This is a genomic window from Pseudomonas sp. SWRI111 (assembly GCF_014268555.1).
Taxonomy (GTDB): Bacteria; Pseudomonadota; Gammaproteobacteria; order Pseudomonadales; family Pseudomonadaceae; genus Aquipseudomonas; species Aquipseudomonas hamedanensis.
In genome coordinates, this window is sequence record NZ_JABWQQ010000027.1 from 32,584 (window position 1) to 54,219 (window position 21,636).

At 63.0% G+C, this 21,636-nt stretch carries 5 protein-coding genes; 3 read left to right on the plus strand and 2 right to left on the minus strand.

Annotated elements, in window-relative coordinates:
• The first annotated feature begins 13 nt into the window (after positions 1-13).
• Genes HU755_RS23905 through HU755_RS23915 form a run of 3 tightly spaced genes read left to right on the plus strand, consistent with a single transcriptional unit; the run spans position 14 to position 16,683 of the window.
• Complete coding sequence (locus HU755_RS23905; RefSeq protein WP_186637181.1) at positions 14-6,544, plus strand: non-ribosomal peptide synthetase; 6,531 nt, start codon at positions 14-16, stop codon at positions 6,542-6,544.
• Positions 6,545-15,673, plus strand: coding sequence for a non-ribosomal peptide synthetase (locus HU755_RS23910; RefSeq protein WP_186637195.1), 9,129 nt, complete (start codon positions 6,545-6,547; stop codon positions 15,671-15,673).
• Between the two features lie 56 nt (positions 15,674-15,729).
• The gene (locus HU755_RS23915) at positions 15,730-16,683 is read left to right on the plus strand and encodes an alpha/beta hydrolase (protein WP_186637197.1); all 954 of its coding nucleotides are present in this window, start codon (positions 15,730-15,732) and stop codon (positions 16,681-16,683) included.
• 125 nt (positions 16,684-16,808) lie between these two features.
• Here the strand turns inward: HU755_RS23915 and HU755_RS23920 are convergent, their stop codons facing one another.
• Positions 16,809-19,220, minus strand: a complete 2,412-nt coding sequence (locus tag HU755_RS23920; RefSeq protein WP_186637200.1) for a TonB-dependent siderophore receptor — start codon at positions 19,218-19,220, stop codon at positions 16,809-16,811.
• A 151-nt stretch (positions 19,221-19,371) separates the two neighbouring features.
• Positions 19,372-21,021 carry a cyclic peptide export ABC transporter gene (locus tag HU755_RS23925; RefSeq protein WP_186637203.1) on the minus strand — a complete coding sequence of 550 codons (1,650 nt, stop codon included), beginning with the start codon at positions 21,019-21,021 and terminating at the stop codon, positions 19,372-19,374.
• Between the last annotated feature and the right edge of the window lie 615 nt (positions 21,022-21,636).

Below are 21,636 nucleotides of genomic sequence, written 5' to 3' on the forward strand. Positions count from 1 at the left end.
CGAGGACCACGGCATGCAGGAGTTGATTGAATCGGTAGGCGCGCTTTCTCCCGAGAAACGCAAGGCGCTGGCGATTCTACTGGGCAAACAGGGAGTCAACCTCTATGGCATCGCCCCGGTTTTCCGGCGTGGTGCCGACGAGCCCCTGTTGCTTTCCTATGCCCAGGAGCGGCAGTGGTTCCTCTGGCAGATGGAGCCGCACAGCGCCGCTTATCACATTCCCACCGCCCTGCGTCTGCGCGGGGCACTGGACCTCCCTGCATTGCAGGCAAGCTTCGCGGCGCTGATCGAGCGTCACGAAAGCCTGCGTACCGGCTTCGTTCTCGACGAACAGGGCCGGGTGCTGCAAAGCATTCAGGCGCCGTTTGAACTGGCATTGCCGGTGCAGGATGTGCAGGGCATTGACGACGCGGCGTTGAAGGCGCTGATCCAGGCGGAAATGGCTAAGCCGTTCGATCTGCTGCAAGGGCCACTGCTACGGATTCGCGTGTTGCGCGTGGCGCCCGCGGAACATGTGTTGGTCGCCGTGCAGCACCACATCGTCTCCGACGGCGTGTCGATGCAAATCATGGTCGATGAGCTGATCCAGTTGTATGCCGGGCTCAGTCGCGGCCACGCGGTGACGTTGGCGCCGCTGCCGATCCAGTACGCCGACTATGCGCTATGGCAGCGCAGCTGGATGGAGGCGGGCGAGCGCGCGCGACAATTGGCGTATTGGACCGAGCGCCTCGCTGGCGAGGCATCGGTGCTGGAGTTGCCGCTGGACCATCCGCGTCCGGCGAGCCAGAGTTTGCGCGGTGGCAGCCTCGATTTTGACTTGCCACCGGCCTTGAGCAAAGGTCTTCAGGAGGTTGCCCGGCGCGAAGGCGTGACCTTGTTCACGTTGTTGCTGGCGTCGTTCCAGACCCTGTTGCATCGCTACAGTGGCCAGGGCGACATTCGCGTCGGCGTGCCGATTGCCAACCGCAATCGCAGCGAAACTGCCGGTCTGATCGGCTTCTTCGTCAACACCCAGGTGTTGCGTGCCGAGCTCGACGAACAACTGCCGTTTCGCGAGCTATTGCAGCAGGTCAAGCAGCACGCGCTCGGCGCCCAGGCACATCAGGATTTGCCGTTCGAGCAATTGGTCGAAGCGCTGGCGCCGACTCGCAGCCTCAGCCGCAGTTCGTTGTTCCAGGTGATGTTCAACCACCAGACTGCAGCGCCGGCCACGCACAAACCGCTGCAAATGCCGGGGCTGAGCGTCGAGCCGGTGCGTTGGGACAGCCACACCGCGCCGTTCGACCTGACTCTCGACACGTATGAATCCGCCGCGGGCCTCAGCGCCTCTTTGGTGTTTGCCACCGACTTGTTCGAAGCCACGACCATTGCGCGCATGGCCGAGCACTGGCAGAACCTGCTGGCCGGCATCGTGGCCGACAGCGGTCAGCGCATTGGCGAGTTGCCAATGCTCGGCCGCGACGAGTTCGCGCAACTGCAACAGAGCAACGCGTTGCTGCCGATGGAGCGGCTGGCGGTGCACCAGCGCTTTGCCCGCATCGCCGCGAGCCAGCCGCACGCTGTGGCGGTGCGTTGTGGCGAGCGGCAAATGAGTTTTGCCGAACTCGACGCGGCAGCCAATCGCCTGGCATGGCGTCTGCAAATCGCTGGCGCGGGGCCGGAAGTGCGCATCGGCATTGCGTTGCCGCGCAGTGCGCAGATGTTCGTGGCAATGCTGGCGGTGCTCAAGGCCGGTGCGGCCTATGTGCCGCTGGATGCCAGTTACCCGCGCGAGCGTCTGGCCTATTTGATTGACGACTCGGGAATGGCGCTGTTGCTCACCGACTCCAGCCTGATCACTCAGTTGCCGTTGCCGGCGGGTTTGCCGAACCTTTGCCTCGATACCCTGGACACCGGCGAATTTCCCGACACGGCGCCGGCGGTCGAGGTGCACGAACACAGCCTGGCGTACGTGATTTACACCTCGGGTTCGACCGGTCAGCCCAAAGGTGTCTGCGTGGCCCATGGTCCGCTGGCCATGCACTGCCAGGCGATCGGTCAGCGCTACGCGATGACCCCGGACGATTGCGAACTGCATTTCATGTCGTTCGCGTTCGACGGCGCGCATGAGCGCTGGATAACACCACTGACCCATGGTTCAAGCCTGTTGTTGCGTGACGACAGCCTGTGGACCGCCGAGCAGACTTACCGCGCGATGCAGCGTCACGGTGTCACCGTTGTCGCGTTCCCTCCGGCTTATTTGCAGCAGTTGGCGGAGTTCGCCGAGAGCGAAGGCCATCCGCCGAAGGTGCGCATCTATTGTTTCGGCGGCGACGCGGTGCCGAACGACAGCTTCGAGCGCGTGCGTCGCGCCCTGGCGCCGCAACACATCATCAACGGTTACGGCCCGACCGAAACCGTGGTCACGCCGCTGCTGTGGAAAGCCGATCGCGATACTGCCTGCGGCGCGGCGTATGCGCCCATCGGCCAGCGCGTCGGCGAGCGCAGCACCTGGGTGCTCAGCGCCGAACTCAACCCGGTGCCGCAGGGTGTGGCCGGCGAGTTGTACCTGGGCGGCTATGGCGTCGCCCGTGGTTATCTGGACCGTGCGGCGCTGACTGCCGAGCGGTTCGTCCCGGACCCGTTCGGCGAACCGGGCGCGCGCCTGTACCGCAGTGGCGATCAGGTGCGTCTGCGGGCCGATGGCGTATTCGATTATCAAGGGCGGGTCGACAATCAGGTCAAGGTGCGCGGCTTTCGCATCGAGCTGGGCGAGATCGAAGCGCGGCTGATGGCGCTCGATTCGGTGCGCGAGGCGGTGGTACTGGCGCAGGACGGCCCGAACGGCGCGCAACTGGTTGGTTACGTCGTCGCCGCGCAAACCGTTGACGCCGCGCAGGAAAGTGCCTGGCGTGAGCAGATTCGCACCAGCCTCAAGCGCAGCCTGCCGGACTACATGGTTCCGGCGTACTTGCTGTTGCTCGAGCAGATTCCCCTGACGCCGAACGGCAAGGTCGACCGCAAAGGTTTGCCCAAGCCCGACGCCAGTCTGATGCAGCAACGTTACGTTGCGCCGGTCAGCGAACTGGAGCAGCACACCGCGCGGATCTGGGCCGAGGTACTCAAGCTTGAACGCGTAGGGATGAGCGACAACTTTTTTGAGCTTGGCGGCCATTCGCTGCTGGTCACTCAAGTGCTGTCACGGGTGCGCCAGACCTTGCAGCGCGACGTGCCGCTCAAGGCGCTGTTTGAACACAACACCCTCGGCGCCTTTTGCGCGTATCTGAGCGAGGCGCAAAAGGCAGCGCAGCAACCGCCGCTGGTGGCGGTGCAACGCGGCGCACCGCTGCCGTTGTCGTACGCCCAGGAACGCCAATGGTTCCTGTGGCACATGGACCGCGACAGTTCTGCCTATCACATTCCAACCGCGCTGCGCCTGCACGGGCCGCTGGACCAACCCGCGCTGCAACGCAGTTTCGACACACTGATCGAGCGTCACGAAAGCCTGCGCACGCAGTTCCTGCAAGACGCCGACGGTACTCGCCAATCGATTCTGGCGCCGTTCAGCCTGGCGATCGAAACCCACAGCCTGGCCGCCAACAGCGACGACGCCGCCCTCAAGGCACGGGTCGAAGCCGAGATCAGCCGGCCGTTCGACCTGCAACAAGGTCCGTTGCTGCGCGCCACATTGCTGCAACTGAGCGCTGACGACCATGTGCTGGTGCTGGTCCAGCACCACATCGTCTCCGATGGCTGGTCGATGCAGTTGATGGTCGATGAGCTGATTGCGCTGTACGCCGCTTACAGCCGTGGCGACACGCCTCAATTGCCGGCGCTGGCGATCCAGTACGCCGACTATGCGCTGTGGCAGCGCCAATGGATGGAGGCCGGCGAACGCGAGCGCCAACTCGATTACTGGCTGGCCCGATTGGGCGGCGAGCAACCGCTGCTGGAACTGCCGCTGGATCGTCCCCGCCCGGCCACGCAAAGTCTGCGCGGCGGACGTTTTGAACTGGCGCTGGATGGCGCATTGAGTGACGCGTTGAACGAAGTGGCCCGCCGCGAAGGCGTGACGCTGTTCATGCTCTTGCTGGCATCGTTCCAGACCTTGCTGCACCGCTACAGTGGCCAGAACGATATCCGCGTTGGTGTGCCCGTCGCCAACCGCAACCGAGTCGAAACCGAAGGCCTGATCGGCTTCTTCGTCAACACTCAGGTCATGCGCGCCGACGTCAGCGGCGGGGTGCGTTTCAGCGATTTGCTGCAACAAGTCCGGCAAGCGGCGCTCGGTGCACAGGACCATCAGGATTTGCCTTTCGAGCAACTGGTTGAAGTGCTGCAACCGGAGCGCAGCCTCAGTCACAGCCCATTGTTTCAGGTGATGTTCAACCATCAGGCCAAGGCCCGTCGCACCAGCGCCTTGGCGCAACTGCACAGCCTGCAGATCAGCGAAGTGAACTGGGACAGCTTGATGGCCCAGTTCGATCTGACCCTCAATACCGAAGAGTCGGCTGAGGGGCTCTACGCCTCGATGGTGTATGCCGCCGACCTCTTTGACGCCACCACCATCGCGCGCATGGCCATGGATTGGCAGGCGTTGCTGCGCGGCATTTGCCAGCAGCCGCAACAATTGATCGGCGAGTTGCCGATGCTTGAACAGTCGACGATCGAGCAGAGCCTGCGCGACTGGAACCCGGCGCCGCAGCACTGGAACCCGCAGCAGCCATTGCACCGTTTGATCGAAGCGCAAGCACGCAAGGCGCCGAACGCGATTGCCGTGAGCCTTGACGCACAGCAACTGAGTTATGCCGAACTCAACCGCCGGGCCAATCGCCTGGCCCATGCGCTGATGGCGCGCGGCGTCGGCGCCGACGTGCTGGTCGGTCTCGCCGCCGAGCGCTCTGTGGAGATGATTGTCGGCTTGCTGGCGATCCTCAAGGCTGGCGGCGCCTACTTGCCGCTGGACCCGCAATACCCGGCCGAGCGCCTGCACTACATGATCGAGGACAGCGGCATCGGGCTGTTGTTGAGTGGTCACGGTGTTCTCGACCACGTCGCGACCGGCCCGCAAGTGACGCGTTTGTCGCTGGACGATGGCGGCGAAGGCCAGCCGGAACAGGATCCGCAGACCCACGTCGACTGCGCCAACCTGGCCTATGTGATTTACACCTCCGGTTCCACCGGCAAGCCCAAGGGCACCTTGCTCAGCCACGCCAATGCGCTGCGTCTGTTCGAGGCCACGCAAGATTGGTTCAAGTTCGGCCCTGAGGATTGCTGGACGCTGTTTCACTCGTACGCGTTCGACTTTTCGGTCTGGGAAATTTTCGGTGCATTGCTGCATGGCGGGCGTCTGGTGGTCGTGCCGCAGGACATCAGTCGTTCACCGCAGGACTTCTATGCCTTGCTCTGTCGCGAGCAGGTGACGGTGCTGAACCAGACGCCGTCGGCGTTCAAGCAACTGATGCAGGTCGCCTGCGAATCGGCGCCCGGGTTGCAGCCGTCGCTGCGCTATGTGGTGTTCGGCGGCGAGGCGCTGGAGGTCAAGAGCCTGCGGCCGTGGTTCGAACGTTTCGGCGACCGCGCGCCACAGCTGGTCAACATGTATGGCATCACCGAAACCACCGTGCACGTCAGCTATCGACCATTGTCGCTGGCCGACCTTGAGACTGCCGTCGGCAGCCCGTTGGGCGCGCCGATTCCTGACCTGTCGTGGTACGTGCTGGATGCCGATCTCAATCCGGTCGCTCGGGGTTGCATCGGTGAACTGCACGTGGCGGGCGCCGGCCTGGCACGCGGTTATCTGAACCGCACCGACCTCAGTGCATTGCGTTTTGTGCCGAACCCGTTCGGCACGTCAGGGCAGCGGTTGTACCGCACCGGCGACCTGGCGCGGTACTGCGCGGACGGACGCATTGAGTACCGGGGGCGCATCGACCATCAAGTGAAGATCCGCGGTTTCCGCATCGAACTGGGCGAAATCGAAGCGCGTTTGCTGGCCTTGCCAGACGTGCGCCAAGCGGTGGTGCTTGATCAACCGGGGGCCGGCGGCGTGCAGTTGGTGGCGTATATCGTCGCCGCATCAGCGCTCGATCCGCTGGAGCAGGGCGCCTGGCGCGAACAGGTGCGCCTGCGCCTGCGTCAGGATCTGCCGGACTACATGATCCCGGCGCACCTGTTGCTGCTTGAGCAACTGCCGCTGACCGCCAACGGCAAGCTCGATCGCAAGGCCCTGCCGACGGTCGATGCCAGCCAGTGGCAGCGCGCCTATGTCGCCCCGGTCAGCGAGCTGGAGCAACAGGTCGCGGCAATCTGGAGTGACGTGCTGAAACTCGATCGGGTCGGTCTGACCGACCATTTCTTTGAACTGGGAGGTCACTCCCTGCTGGTGATAAACATTGTGTCGCGCATCCAACTTGAACTCGGTATGAAGCTGCTCCCGCAAACCATTTTCCAGTACCCGGTACTCGGCGATCTGGTGGCGCAACTGCAAGGTCACGGCGAACAGGTCACGGCGTCGAAACTGAGCCTGCTCGAAGACCTGCTAGATGAAATGGAGGACGCGTGAATGGACGTTAACGTCGCCACGCGGATCGCCCGCCGTTTCATTACCCTGCCGCTGGAAAAGCGCAAGGAATACTTGGCCAAGATGCTTGCCGAGGGCGTGTCCCCGGCCAACCTGCCGATTCCCGAAGTGCAGTCGGCGTTCGACACCCTGGGCCTCAGTTATGCGCAGGAACGTCAATGGTTTCTCTGGCAACTGGAGCCGACCAGCGCCGCTTATCACATTCCGATGGCGCTGCGCCTGCGTGGCACGCTCGACGTCATGGCGCTGCAAAGCGCTTTCGACAGCCTGATCGAACGCCATCAGACCTTGCGCACGGTGTTCGTCGACGACGGCCAACGCCCGCGGCAAGTGATTGCCGAGGACGCCTTGCTGAGCATCGTCCGGCAGAATCTGCCCGCCGATACCGGCGATGCCGATTTGCAACGGCTCATCGAAGCCGAAATCCAGCAGCCGTTCAATCTGGCCGATGGGCCGTTGCTGCGGGTAAAACTGCTGCAGCTGGGGGCCGAGGATCATGTGTTGATTCTGGTCCAGCACCACATCGTTTCCGATGGCTGGTCGATGCGCGTGATGGTCGATGAATTGATCAACCTGTACGCCGGCTACAGCAGCGGCCAGCCCGCGACGCTGCTGGCCTTGCCGATCCAGTACGCCGACTACGCGCTGTGGCAACGCAGCTGGATGGAGGCCGGTGAGCGCGAACGGCAACTGGCCTACTGGGTCGCGCAACTGGGCGGTGAGCAACCGGTGCTCGAATTGCCGCAGGACCGGCCACGGCCGGCGGTGCAGAGTTACCGCGGTGCGCGTCTGGACCTGCACATCGATCCTGAGTTGAACCATGGCCTGCAAGCCATCGCCCGCCGTGAAGGCGTGACGCTGTTTATGGTCCTGCTGGCGGCGTTTCAGACTTTCCTGCATCGCTACAGCGGGCAGGGCGATATCCGCGTCGGCGTGCCTAACGCCAACCGTAACCGTACTGAAACCGAAGGCCTGATCGGCTACTTCGTCAACACCCAGGTGCTGCGTGCGCAGCTCGATTCGCGTCTGTCATTCAGTGCCTTGCTGCAACAGGTCAAGCAAGCGGCGCTGGGTGCGCAGGCGCATCAGGAGTTGCCGTTCGAACAATTGGTCGAGGCACTGGCACCGGAGCGCAGCCTCAGTCGCAGTCCGTTGTTCCAGGTGATGTTCAACCACCAGACGGCCAGCGGCGCGCAAGGGGCGAACGCGTCGCTTGAACAGTTGCATGTCGAACCGATGAGCTGGGATACGCATCAGGCGCAACTCGACCTGACGCTGGAAACCCACGAATCGGCGCAGGGCCTCGGTGCTTCGCTGATCTACGCTTCCGATCTGTTCGATGCCGCGACCATTGAGCGCATGGGCCGGCATCTGTTGGCATTGTTGCGGGCGATTGTCGCGCAACCGCAACAAGCGCTCGGTGACTTGCCGATGCTCACCGCGCAGGAGCGCCAAGCGATCCTGCAAGGCTGGAACGACACGGCGACGAGCTACCCGCTGATCACCAGCATCCAGCAACTGATTGAAGCGCAAGTCGCGCAAACCCCTGACGCCCCGGCGCTGGCCTTTGGCGAGACGCGTCTGAGTTACGCGCAACTCAATGCCCGGGCCAATCGCCTGGCGCATCGCCTGATCGACATGGGCGTCGGCCCGGAGTCGCTGGTGGGCATCGCGCTGGAGCGTTCGGTCGAAATGGTCGTCGGCCTGCTCGCGGTGCTCAAGGCCGGTGGCGCTTACGTCCCGCTTGACCCGGATTATCCGCAGGAACGCCTGCGCTACATGATCGAAGACAGCGGCGTGCGGTTGCTGCTGACCCAGGCGGCGTTGCTCGACAGCTTGCCGCTGACCGATACCGTACAAACCCTGGCGCTGGACACGGTCGGCGAGTTGCAAGGGTATCCCGCGAGCGATCCGCAGGTGACAGTCGATGGCGAAAACCTCGCCTACGTGATTTACACCTCGGGCTCCACGGGCAAACCCAAGGGCGCCGGCAACCGTCATTCGGCGCTGACCAACCGTCTGTGCTGGATGCAGCAGGCCTATCGGTTGGGCGCCGACGACAGCGTGTTGCAAAAGACTCCGTTCAGTTTCGACGTGTCGGTCTGGGAGTTTTTCTGGCCGCTGATGACCGGCGCGCGGCTGGTTGTCGCGGCCCCGGGCGATCACCGTGACCCGGCGGCGCTGGTGGCCCTGATCAAGCGCGAACAGATCACCACGCTGCACTTTGTGCCGTCGATGTTGCAGGCGTTCCTGCAGGATGGCGAGGTGGCGACGTGCACCAGCCTGAAGCGCATTGTCTGCTCGGGCGAAGCGCTGCCGGCCGACGCCCAGCAGCAAGTGTTCGCCAAGCTGCCGCAGGCCTGGCTGTTCAACCTCTATGGCCCGACTGAAGCGGCCATCGACGTGACCCACTGGACGTGTGTCGACGAGGGGCGCGACAGCGTGCCGATCGGTGAGCCGATCGCCAATCTCGCTTGCTACATCCTCGATGAACAACTGCAACCGGTGCCGGTCGGCGTCCTCGGCGAGCTGTATCTGGCAGGCGAGGGCCTGGCCCGTGGTTATCACCAGCGCCCGGCGCTGACCGCCGAGCGTTTCGCCGTCAGCCCTTATGGCAAGGGCGAGCGGATTTATCGCACCGGTGATCTGGCCCGCTACCGCGACAACGGGGTGATCGAATACGCCGGACGCATCGACCATCAGGTCAAGCTGCGCGGCTTGCGCATCGAAATGGGCGAGATCGAAGCGCGCCTGCTCGAACATCCAGCGGTGCGCGAAGCGGTGGTGCTGGTCATCGATGGCAAGCAGTTGGTGGCGTACGTCGTGCTGGCCGAAGAGGACACTGATTGGCGCGAAGCGCTGGCCGCGCACGTGCAGCAGCAACTGCCGGAATACATGGTGCCGACCCAATGGCTGGCGCTCGAGCAGATGCCGTTGAGCCCCAACGGCAAGCTCGACCGCAAGGCCTTGCCGAAACCCGATGCGAGTACCACCCAGCCGCAATACCAGGCGCCCGGCAACGCCATGGAGCAACAACTGGCGGACATCTGGCAGTCGGTGCTGGGCCTTGCGCAGGTCGGCGTCAGCGATAACTTTTTCGCCCTCGGTGGCGACTCGATCATTTCGATCCAGGTGGTCAGCCGCGCCCGTCAGGCCGGCGTGCATTTCACTCCCAAAGACTTGTTTCAGCATCAGACCGTCCGCAGCCTGGCGACCGTCGCCTCGCTGGGCGAAGGTGCTGTACAAATCGATCAGAGCCCGGTGACCGGCAGCACGCCGCTGTTACCGTTCCAACAGCTGTTTTTTGCCAGCGACATCCCCGAGCGCCATCACTGGAACCAGTCCTTGCTGCTCAAGCCTGCGCAAGCCTTGCACGGGGAAACGCTGGAGCAGGCGCTGCAAGCCTTGGTTCGTCACCACGATGCCTTGCGCCTGACCTTCACGCCCAACCCACACGACTGGACTGCCGCACACCGGGCCGTCGATGACCGGCAGCCGCTGTTGTGGCAGACCGCGCTGAACCATGCCGATGAAGTCGAAGCGGCTTGCGACGAAGCGCAGCGCAGCCTCGATCTGGCAAACGGTCCGCTGTTGCGCGCGATGTTGCTGAGCCTGGCCGATGGCAGCCAGCGCCTGTTGCTGGTGGTCCATCACCTGGCTGTCGACGGTGTGTCGTGGCGCGTGTTGCTTGAAGACCTGCAAGACGCTTATCGCCAAGTGCAGGCCGGGCAAACGCTGAAACTGCCGGCCAAGACCAGCGCGTTCAAGCACTGGGCCGAAGCCTTGCAGGCGCACACGGTTAATCTGGCTGGCGAGCTGGATTTCTGGCGCGGGCAGTTGCTCGATGCACCGCAGGATTTACCGCGCGACAACCGCGACGGGCGGCTTCACAACCATTTGGCATCGAGCGTGCGCACTCAGCTGGATAAACAGCTGACGCGCAAACTGCTGCAACAGGCTCCGGCGGCGTATCGCACCCAGGTCAACGACTTGCTGCTGACGGCGTTGGCACGGGTCATCTGCCGCTGGACCGGCGAAGCCTCGACCTTGATTCAGCTCGAAGGTCATGGCCGCGAAGAGCTGATCGAGGGCATCGACCTGAGCCGCACCGTGGGCTGGTTCACCAGCCTCTACCCGGTGCGCCTGACACCACAGACGCCACTGGCCAGTTCGATCAAACAGGTCAAGGAACAACTGCGCGCGATCCCCAACAAAGGCCTGGGGTTTGGTGCCTTGCGGTACCTGGGCGACGAGGCTGCACGCACCGCGCTGGCAGATCTGCCCGATGCGCGGATTACCTTCAACTACCTCGGCCAGTTCGACAGTCAGTTCGATGAAGCCGCACTGTTTGTCCCGGCGGCAGAGAGCGCCGGTCGCGAGCAAAGTCCGCTGGCGCCGTTGAGCAACTGGCTGGAAGTCAGCGGTCAGGTGTATGGCGCCGAACTCAAGTTGAGCTGGACCTTCAGTCGCGAGATGTTCAACGAAGCGACCATCCAGCGTCTGGCCGATGACTACGCGCTTGAGCTGGCAGCGTTGATCGAGCATTGCTGCGCGCCGGGCAATCGCGGCATCACGCCGTCTGACTTCCCGCTGGCGGCACTGACCCAGGCGCAACTCGACGCCTTGCCGCTCGCCGTGGCGGACATCGAAGACATTTATCCGCTGTCGCCGATGCAGCAGGGCATGTTGTTCCACACGCTGTCCGACGACGGCGATGACCTGTACATCAACCAGATCAACCTGCCGGTCGAAGGCATGGACCCGGAGCGCTTCCGTCGCGCCTGGCAGCACGTGATCGGGCGCCACGCGATTCTGCGCACGTCGTTCCACTGGCAGGGCGGGCAGACGTCGCCGATCCAGGTCGTGCAGCACCACGCCGAAGTCGATCTGCAAGTGCTTGACTGGCGCGGCCAGGACATTGGCGAGCAGCGTCTGGCCGAGCGTGCCCGTGAGGAACGTGCGCGTGGTTTCGAGTTGCACCGGGTGCCGTTGCAGCGTTTGCTGTTGATCCGCACGGATGAAGACAGTCACCAACTGATCTGGACCAGCCACCACATTCTCATGGACGGCTGGAGCAGTTCGCAGTTGTTCGGTGAGGTGTTGCAGCACTACGCCAGCGGCGAAGTGGTGGGGGACAGCGGCCGTTACCGTGATTTCATCGAATGGCTGCAAAGCCAGGATCAGGGACGCCTCGAACAGTTCTGGCGCGGCCATCTGCAAACCCTGGCCGAGCCGACGGCGCTGAGCCAGGCCATGCATCCGCGTCACGTCGACACCGCAGCCGGCCACGAAGCGCTGTACACCAAATGGGATGAGCAACAGACCCGCCGACTGCAGCAGCACTGCCGGGCGCACGGCATCACCGCCAACACGCTGATTCAGGGGGCGTGGTTGCTGGTGCTGCAACGCTACACCGGGCAAAGCAGCGTGGCCTTCGGTGCGACGGTCGCGGGGCGTCCGGAAGGGCTCGCCAATGCTGACAGCATGCTGGGCCTGTTCATCAACACCTTGCCGGTGATCCAGATCCTGCAACCGGCGCAGCGCCTCAGTGACTGGCTGGCGCAACTGCAAGCCTACAACCTTGATCTGCGTGACCACGCCCACGCGCCACTGGCGGATATTCAGCGCTGGTCGGGGCACGGCGGGCAAATGTTGTTCGACAGCATCATTGTGTTCGAGAACTACCCGATCGACCGTCGTCTGGAAGAAGCCAAGGGCGGTTTGCGGTTCGGCGCTTCGGCCAACCACGACGTGACCAACTTCCCGATGGACCTGGCGGTGCATCTGAACGAAGAACTGTCCATCGAGTACCTGTTTTTGCGCGACTGTTTCAGTGTCGAAGCGGTGCAGCGTATCCGCCAGACCATGGAAGTCACTCTGCAAGCGATGCTCGACACGCCGCACGAATACCTCGGCAACCTGCAACGTCTGGCGCCGCAGCAATGGCACGCCTTGCAAGCCTGGGGCCGTGAGCCGGCGCCACGCGAGCAGCGCGAATGGCTGCCGCTGATGATCGCCGAGCATGCCCGCCATCGCCCGCAGGCCCACGCCGTAGAGTGTGCCGGACAGGTACTGAGCTACGCCGAACTGGACCGCCAGGCCAACCGCCTCGCCCATCACCTGATTGCCCACGGTGCGGGGCCGGAAGTGTTGATCGGCGTGGCGCTGGAGCGCTCGCTGGACATGCTCGTGGCGTTGCTCGCGGTGTTCAGGAGCGGCGCGGCCTATGTGCCGCTGGACATCGACTATCCGCGTGATCGCCTGGCCTTCATGATCGAAGATTCCGGCATGGCGCTGATGATCAGTCGTGGCCAATTGTCGGCGCGTCTGCCGTTGCCGCACGGGTTGCCACGGGTTGACCTCGATGGTTTCGACGGCAGCGTTTACCCAGACACGGCGCCGCCGGTGGCGGTGTGCGAAGACACCCTGGCGTATTTGATCTACACCTCCGGTTCCACTGGTTTGCCCAAGGGCGTGGCGGTCACCCACGGCCCGCTGAGCATGCACTGCCAGGCGATCCGCGAGCTGTATGAAATGGACCACACCACCCGCGAACTGCATTTCATGTCGTTCGCGTTTGACGGTGCCCATGAACGTTGGCTGACTACGCTGGCGTTCGGCGGCACGCTGGTGCTGCGCGACAATGAACTGTGGACGCCGGAGCAGACCAGCCACGCGTTGCAGACCCTGTCGATCGACATTGCCTGTTTTCCGCCGGCCTATCTCAAGCAAGTCGCCGAATACGTGCAGGCCAGTGGTTCGAGCGCGCCCAAGGTCCGCATCTATTGCCTGGGAGGCGACGCGGTGCCGGAGCAGACCCTGCAAGAGGTGCGCAGCGTCCTGCGTCCGCAATACATCACCAACGGCTACGGGCCGACCGAAACCGTGGTCACCCCGATGCTCTGGAAAGCCGCCCACGACGAGCCTTGCGCCGCAGCGTATGCGCCGATCGGGCGCGTTGTCGGTCAGCGCTCGCTGTGGATTCTGGACGATGATCTGAATCCGTTGCCGGCCGGTCTGTCCGGACAACTGCACATCGGCGGGTACGGGGTCGCCCGGGGTTATCACGGGCGAGCTTCGATCACCGCCGAACGTTTCGTGCCGGACCCGTTCGGTGCGCCGGGCAGTCGCCTGTATCGCAGCGGCGACCTGGTACGCCTGCGGGATGACGGCGTGATGGATTACGTCGGCCGCGCCGACCATCAGGTCAAGGTGCGCGGTTTCCGTATCGAACTCGGCGAAATCGAAGCCTGCCTGCGCTTGCAGGACGGGGTCACCGACGCCGTGGTAATTGCCCGTGACGGTGTGTCCGGCAAGCAACTGCTCGGTTATGTGGTGTGTGCCAGCGATGATGAGGCGCGCACTGTCGAGCGGCTCAAGAGAGAACTGCGGGCACGCTTGCCGGATTACATGGTGCCGGCGCAGATCATGTGTCTGGCGCGGCTGCCGGTTTCGCCCAACGGCAAACTCGATCGCAAAGCCTTGCCAGAGCCGCAGGTGCAGCTTGAACAGTACGTGGCACCGCGCACTGAGGAAGAAGCCTTGCTCGCACAAATCTGGGCAGAAGTGCTGCAGGTTGAGCAGGTGGGCTTGAGCGACAATTTCTTCGAACTCGGTGGCGACTCGATTCTGAGCCTGCAAGTGATCTCCCGGGCGCGTAACCATCCGCAGCTCAAACTCGATCTGAAACTGCGCGACCTGATGCGGTTCCAGACCATCGGTAATCTGTTCGACCAGCAAGCGGTTCACCGTGCCAGCGCCGAGGAGACTCGGGCGGTGCGCGAGGGCGCGTTCCCGCTGATCCCGATCCAGCAGTGGTTCTTCGACGAGGAAATGGCTGCGCCGCACCACTTCAACCAGGCGCTGATCCTGCGGTCGCGACAAGCGCTCGATGCCGTGGCGCTGGAGAAAGCGCTGATGGCCATGCTGGAGCAGCACGATGCGCTGCGCCTGCGCTTCGTCCGCGAGGGCGGCGTCTGGACCCAGCATTACCAGAGCCTCGAAGCGTGCCGGCAACAGGCCCGGCAGACGCCGTTGCTGTGGGTGCATCAAGTGGCCGACAAGGATGAACTGGAAGTGCTCGCCAATCAGGCGCAGCGCAGCCTGAAGCTGGGCGAGGGACCTCTGGTGCGTGGCTTGCTGGCGACGCTGCCGGACGGCGAGGCGCGGCTGTTGCTGGTCATCCATCACTTGGTGATCGACGGCGTGTCGTGGCGGGTTCTGTTGCAGGATCTGCAAACCGCATACGACGCCTATTGCCTGGGCGCCGAACCCGAACTGCCGGTGCGCACCAGCAGCTTTCGCGATTGGGCCGAACACCTCAGCGCGCACACCCGCACGCTGATTGACGAGGAGCTGGATTACTGGCTGCAAACCCTCGACCAGCCCGGCAAAGAGCTGCGTTGTGACAACCCGCGTGGCAAGAATCTGGTGCGCCATCGCGCCGAGGCGGTGATGAACCTCGATGAAACGTTGACCGCCAGTCTGCTCAAACAGGCACCGGCGGTTTACCAGACGCAGATCAACGACCTGTTGTTGACCGCGCTGGGTCGCGTGCTGTGCCGCTGGAACGATGAGTCGTCGGTGCTGGTGCAACTTGAGGGGCATGGGCGCGAAGACCTTTTCGAGGACCTCGACCTGAGCCGCACCCTGGGCTGGTTCACCACCATGTTCCCGGTGCGTCTGGCGCCCGGGCACGACACTGATATCGGCGAGGCGATCGTCACGGTGCGCGATCAACTGCAGAGTCTGCCCAACAAGGGGGTCGGCTACGGCGCGTTGCGACACATGGCGGGCGCGCCGCTGGCGCAGCGTCTGGCGGCACTGCCGCAGGCGCGCGTGACTTTCAACTATCTGGGGCAGTTCGATCAGAGCTTTGACGAGCAGGCCTTGCTGGTGCCGGCCGATGACAACATCGGCGACAGCTATGACATGGACGCGGGCATGGCCAACTGGCTGGAACTGGTGGGGCAGGTGTACAACGGCCGTTTGGCGTTCCGCTGCATTTACAGCACACGGCGTTACCGGACCAGCACCGTCGAGCGCCTCATGGCCGATTACCAGCGCGAGTTGCAAGCCCTGATCGAACACTGTCTGGCGCAGTCGGCATGAGCCTTTTTCAACCTTCGATAGAGGGGCGGCCTGCGGGCCGCACCAGGATGTCCTTAATGTCTTTGAATCCGGAAATCGCTGCGTTTCTCGACTTGGTCGAGGCCAACCAGACAGACGCTACGCAGGCTTTTCATCAGCAGATGCCGGCACAGGCGCGGCAAGCGTTCGAGCAATCTTCGGCGCGCATGCGCTGGCAAGTACCGCAGGTGCTGTCGCGCGATCTGAGTTACCCGACCCGTGACGGCGACTCGCTGGCGGTGCGGATCTATACGCCAATCACCGACAGCAAGCAGGCGCTGCCAGTGACGGTGTTCCTCCACGGCGGTGGTTTTGTAGTGGGCAGTCTTGATTCCCACGACGGTATTTGCCGCGAGTTCTGTCACCGCACGCCCTGCGCCGTGGTCGCGGTGGAATATCGTCGTGCGCCGGAGTTCAAGTTCCCCACGGCGTTGCACGATGCCGCCGACGCGCTGACCTGGCTGGCGCAGCAGGCTGGCGCGCTGAACCTTGACAGCTCGCGGCTGGCATTGGCCGGTGACAGCGTCGGCGCTACCCTGGCGACGGTGCTGGCGATTGAGGCGGCGGCCAGTGCGCAGGCGCTGCAACCGTGTCTGCAACTGCTGTGTTATCCAGTGACCGACGCGTCGCGCAGCACGGAATCGCGGGAACTGTTCAGCGAAGGTTATCTGCTGGAAAATCCGACGCTGGAGTGGTTCTACGATCATTACGCGCGCACAGCAGAAGACCGCGCCGACTGGCGTTTCTCGCCGTTGCTGGCGCCGAACCTGGGCGGTGTCGCACCGGTTCACCTGGCGCTCGCCGGCTTCGATCCGTTGATCGATGAAGGCCATGCGTATGCGCAACGTCTGCAGGCGAGCGGTGTGGCGGTGCAGTGCAAGGAATACACCGCACTGGTACACGACTTCCTGCGCATGCCGATGGTCACTGGCAAGATTGAAAGCGTGTATCAGGAGCTGACCGAAGTGTTGCGCGAGGCGCTCTACCCATAAGACTGACCTGTCACACACCAAGGCCGGAGCGGGGCAAACCCTCCGGCCTTTTTTGTTGCCGATGAACGGCGGGCATAAAAAAACGCACCGTCAGACGGTGCGTTTCTTCAGGCCGTGGCCCGGGATCAGAAGCTGTACTTGAAGCTGGTCATGAAGTTGCGCGGAGCGCCGTACATGCCGTCGTAGTAGACCATCGAGTAGTACTCGCGGTCGAACAGGTTGTTGACGTTGAGCGAGGCGCTGAGGTTCTTGGTGATGTCGTAACGCGCCATCAGGTTGGTGACCGCGTAGCTGCCTTGTTCGTAGTAGCGCAGGTCTTCGCCGATCTTCGATTGCCAGTTCACGCCACCGCCGACGGTGACCTTGTCCAGCGCGCCGGGCAGGCGATACGAGGTGAAGGTCTTGAGCATGTGGCGCGGCGCGTTGGTGACGATGCGCGCGTCGTCGGCGTTGGTGGTGACGCTGTAGGCGTAGCCCGCAGACGCTTGCCAGCCTTCAGCCAGTTCGCCGTTCAGCTCAAGTTCAACGCCCTTGGTCTCGGTGCTTTGCTCCAGGCGATAAGCCTGGGTGTCAGACATCCACACCGCGAGGTTGTCCTGCTCAAGTTTGAACAAGGCCAGGCTGGTGTTGAGTTTCTCGTCGAAGAACGTGCCCTTGACGCCCACTTCGTAGCCTTTGCCTTCGGTCGGTGCGAGCGATTTGTTGTTGATGTCGCGAACGTAGGACGCCTGTGGGTTGAAGATCTTGGTGTAACTGGCGTACAGCGACCAGTTGTCATCCAGGTCGTACACCACACCGGTGTAGGGCGTGAAGATACCGGTTTCACGTTCCTTCACGGTACTCGCTTCACCGCCGTATGGCTGGGTGTCGGTGTCACGTTTCCAGTCAGTCAGACGGCCGCCGAGGATGACGGTCAGGTCGTCGGTGACGTGGAAGCGTGAGGTCAGATAAGTACCCAGTTGCTTCTCTTCCATGTGGCCCTTGCTGACGACAGGCGTGGCCGGTTTTGGCGAGTTGCCGTCCCAGTGGCTGATGTCCGGAACGTTGAAGCTGTAGTCACGCAGCCAGTCGCCGTAGCTCGGTGTGGATTCCTTGTAGTTGGTCGCGGTTACGCCGAGGATCAACTCATGCTCGCGACCGAACAGCGAGAACGGGCCGGTGAAGTAGGCGTCGATATTGTCCTGGCGCGGCGTACCGGACCAGCGGACCGGCAGCAGACCCGTGCCGGAGCCGGTGGCCTGGTCGAGGGTGCCGGTGGCCACCGCATAGAGCTGGTCGAATTTGTTCTCGGTATGGCCGTATTCGATCTTGCCGCTCCAGCCGTTATCGAACTGATGCTCGACGGAGGTGAAGAAGTTGGTTTGATCGTGGTCGTTATAAGACCAGTCCGGCGAGGTATTCAGCGAGCGGTGAACGTGGGATTTTTCGCCGTTGGTGAAATACGACGGGTAGCCGCCGCGCATCGGCGAGTCGACCTGGGTTTTCTGGTAGCTGAAGCCGACGGTCAGCAGTGTCGCCTCGCTGAGGTCGAACTCGGTGATGCCGTAGACCAGTTGCGAATCCTGTTTGAAGCGATCAACCCACGAGCCCTGGGTCTTGTAATCGACGACCAGCCGCCCACGCACATTGCCGGATTCGGTCAGCGGGCCGGAAACGTCCATGCCGGTGCCGTAGCGATCCCAGTTGCCGGCCTCGCCCGTAACGCTGGCCTGAGCTTCAGCGGTCGGACGCTTGCGGATCAGGTTGATGGTCGCCGACGGGTTGCCCAGGCCGCTGATCAGGCCTGTCGCGCCTCGGACGACTTCCACGCGGTCGTACATGGCGGTGCTTTGGGTGTAGTTGTCCAGACGCGTGGATGTGGGTACGCCGTCTACTTCAAAGTTCTGGATCTGCGAGCCGCGCGACCAGTAAGTGTCGTTCTCGGTGCCCATGCCGTTGCGGGTCACGGTGATGCCGGCGGTGGCGTCGAGCACGTCGGTCAGGTTGGTCAGCTTCTGGTCATCCAGACGCTGGCGGGTCAACACGGTGACCGACTGCGGCGTTTCCCGCGGCGTCAGGTTCAGACGCGTCGAGCTACTCGACGAGTAGGTGGTGTACAGCCCGGTGCCTTCGGTCTGCGAGCCCGGTGCCTTGCCGGAAATCGAGATCGCGCCCAACTGCATGGCATCGCCGGCAGCGCCGCTGACCGGAGTCAACGACACTGTGTTACCGGTAATCTGGTACGTCAGGCCGCTCCCCAGCAGCAGACGGTGCAAGGCCTCTTCCGGCTCCAGAGTGCCGGACACCGCGTTGGCTTTCAGCCCTTGCAGCAGCTGCGGGTCGTAGATGATCTGCAAGTTGGACTGTTGCCCGAGTTGCTGCAAGGCACTGGACAACGGCTGGGCCGCAACGTTGATGCTGGTCGGCGCCGCAAGGACCTCACCGGCACCCAGCAGAAGCAGGGTAGTCAGCAGGGCGCGGGGCAGGATCACCTGGCGCTGAGTCTGACGCTGGATCGCCGTGGCCAGTGGTGCGCGGGACAAGGATGGGCTGTGCATTACTTCAAATGCTCCTGAAAGGCGTGTGCAGTTTTGTAGTTAATGATAATTAGACGCAACAACCCGATGAAACCGGAAAAATAAATCCCGCACACTGCGAAAAAATCGTCTATCGCCAGCGACGGGATTGTCCGCACGTACTGTTCCGCGGTCAGGCCGGCGCCAGCTCCGTCATCACGCGACCCGCTTCCATGCGCACCAATTGGTCGGCGACGTCGAAATAACGGTCATCGTGGGAGATCACGATGATGGTTTTGCCCAGCCGCTTGAGGTCCGGCAGCAGCTCGGTGTAGAAAATCCGCCGGAAGGTCGGGTCCTGGTCCGCCGCCCATTCATCAAATACCAGCACCGGCCGTTCTTCGAGCCAGGCATTGACCAGCGCCAGACGCTTGCGTTGCCCGGTGGACAGGTCAGTGGTGGTGAAACTGCCGTCCTGCACGCTGACCTTGTGGGCGATTTCCAAGCGTTGCAGGTACTTGTTGGCGTCATCGGGGATGTGCGTATCGCCTTGCACCACGTCGTCGAACAAGTAGTAGTCGGCAAAAATCGTGGTGAACAACTGGCGGTAATCGTCGCGGTTCTCGGCGTTCACGGGCTGCCCGTTAAGGCGGATTTCACCGTGTTGCGGCGGGTACAGGCCCAGCAGCAACTTGATCAGGGTGGTCTTGCCGCAGCCGTTTTCACCGACGATGAAAATGATCTCGCCCTGTTCGATTGTCAGATTGACCGGGCCCAGACGGAACGCCTCGCTGCCCGGCACGGCAGGGAAGGCATAACTGACGTCCTTGAGTTCGAGGCGGGTAACGGCCGGGGCTTTCTGGCCGTGGTCGTCGAGCAGCAGGTGTGGTTCGGGCGAGGAAAACTGTTCCGACAACTCGGCGATACGGCGGAACGCGATTTGCGCGCGGCTGACGATCGGCAGAGTCCCGACCAGATGTTCCAGCGGGCCTTTCATGTACAGCAACACCAGGACGAAACCGCTCATGACGGTTTTGTCGGCGCTCGGCCAGTAGGTCTGCAAGGCGAGCGCCAGGCCGATCACCACGAAGAACAGCATCGAGCCGAACGTCTTGGCGATCACGAACGTGTTGATCGAGCGGATCTGCGTGCGGCAGATGAACTCGGCCGTGGTTTTGATGCCGGCAACGAACATGCGCTGACGGCGCGGCCGGTGGATGCGCAGTTCCTTGGCGCCTTCGGCAATGGCGTTGTAGTGCTTTTGCAGTTCGTCTTCGGCGTCACGCGCGGCCATGAAGCCCTGGATACCTCGACCCTGAGCGAAATACTGAATGCCGGTGCCGATGATGATCGCGACCACCATGATCAGGAACATCGGCCACGACAGCATCGCCAGGTAACCCATGCAGCCGAGGGTCACGGTCAGGGAAATCGCCAGCGGAGCGAAGGCGAAGGCAAAGTCGCTGATGGTGTCGACGTCGTGCGTCAGCACCGGGATCAGGCGATGGCTGCGATAGCGCTCGATTTGCTCGATCGGTGCCGACAGGACTTTCTCGCCCAGCTGTTTGCGCAAGGTGGCGATGATGTGTTGGCCGACGAAGTTGGTGCCGATGTCCGAGCAGATCGAACTGAGCAGCGCCAGCAGGCAGAGCCCGGCAAACAGGGCGACGACACCCTGGGTCAGGCCGGCTTCGGAATGCAGCGCCGAATTGATCGTCGCCAGCAGCACCGTCACGCTGAGGCCGCCGACCATGCCCAGCAGGATCGACACAATGACGACGAGCCTGAACGGCCTGAGAAGCGTGAACAATTCGTGGATGGCACCGCGTGGGGGCTGGGACATGGGGGAACAGTTCCTTGGGTCGTGGAGACAGATACCCAATAGAACGTCTGGTAAAGCGCTTAATTTAGACGGTCAGCGACTGACGGCGGCCCGCAGGTCGTCAAAGCTGTGGGAGTCGGCAAGCTTGTTCCCGCACTGGCTTGTGATGGTGTCCCTGACCGGGGGCTGGCACAAAAACCTGTGGGAGCGAGCCTGCTCGCGAAGAGGCCAGCACAGCCAACATTTCCGCCGCCTGACCCACCGCTTTCGCGAGCAGGCTCGCTCCCACACTGGCTTGTGGTGATGCTCCTGACCGGGGTCCGGCACGAAAACCTGTGGGAGCGGGCTTGCCCGCGAAGAGGCCAGCACAGTCAACATCTCTGCCGCCTGACCCACCGCTTTCGCGAGCAAGCCCGCTCCCACACTGGCTTGTGGTGATGCTCCTGACCGGGGGCAGGCACAAAAACCTGTGGGAGCGGGCTTGTGGTGATGTTCCTGACCGGGTTCGGCACAAGAACCTGTGGGAGCGGGCTTGTGGTGATGTTCCTGACCGGGTCCGGCACAAGAACCTGTGGGAGCGGGCTTGCCCGCGAAGAGGCCAGCACAGTCAACATCTCCACCGCTTGACCCACCGCT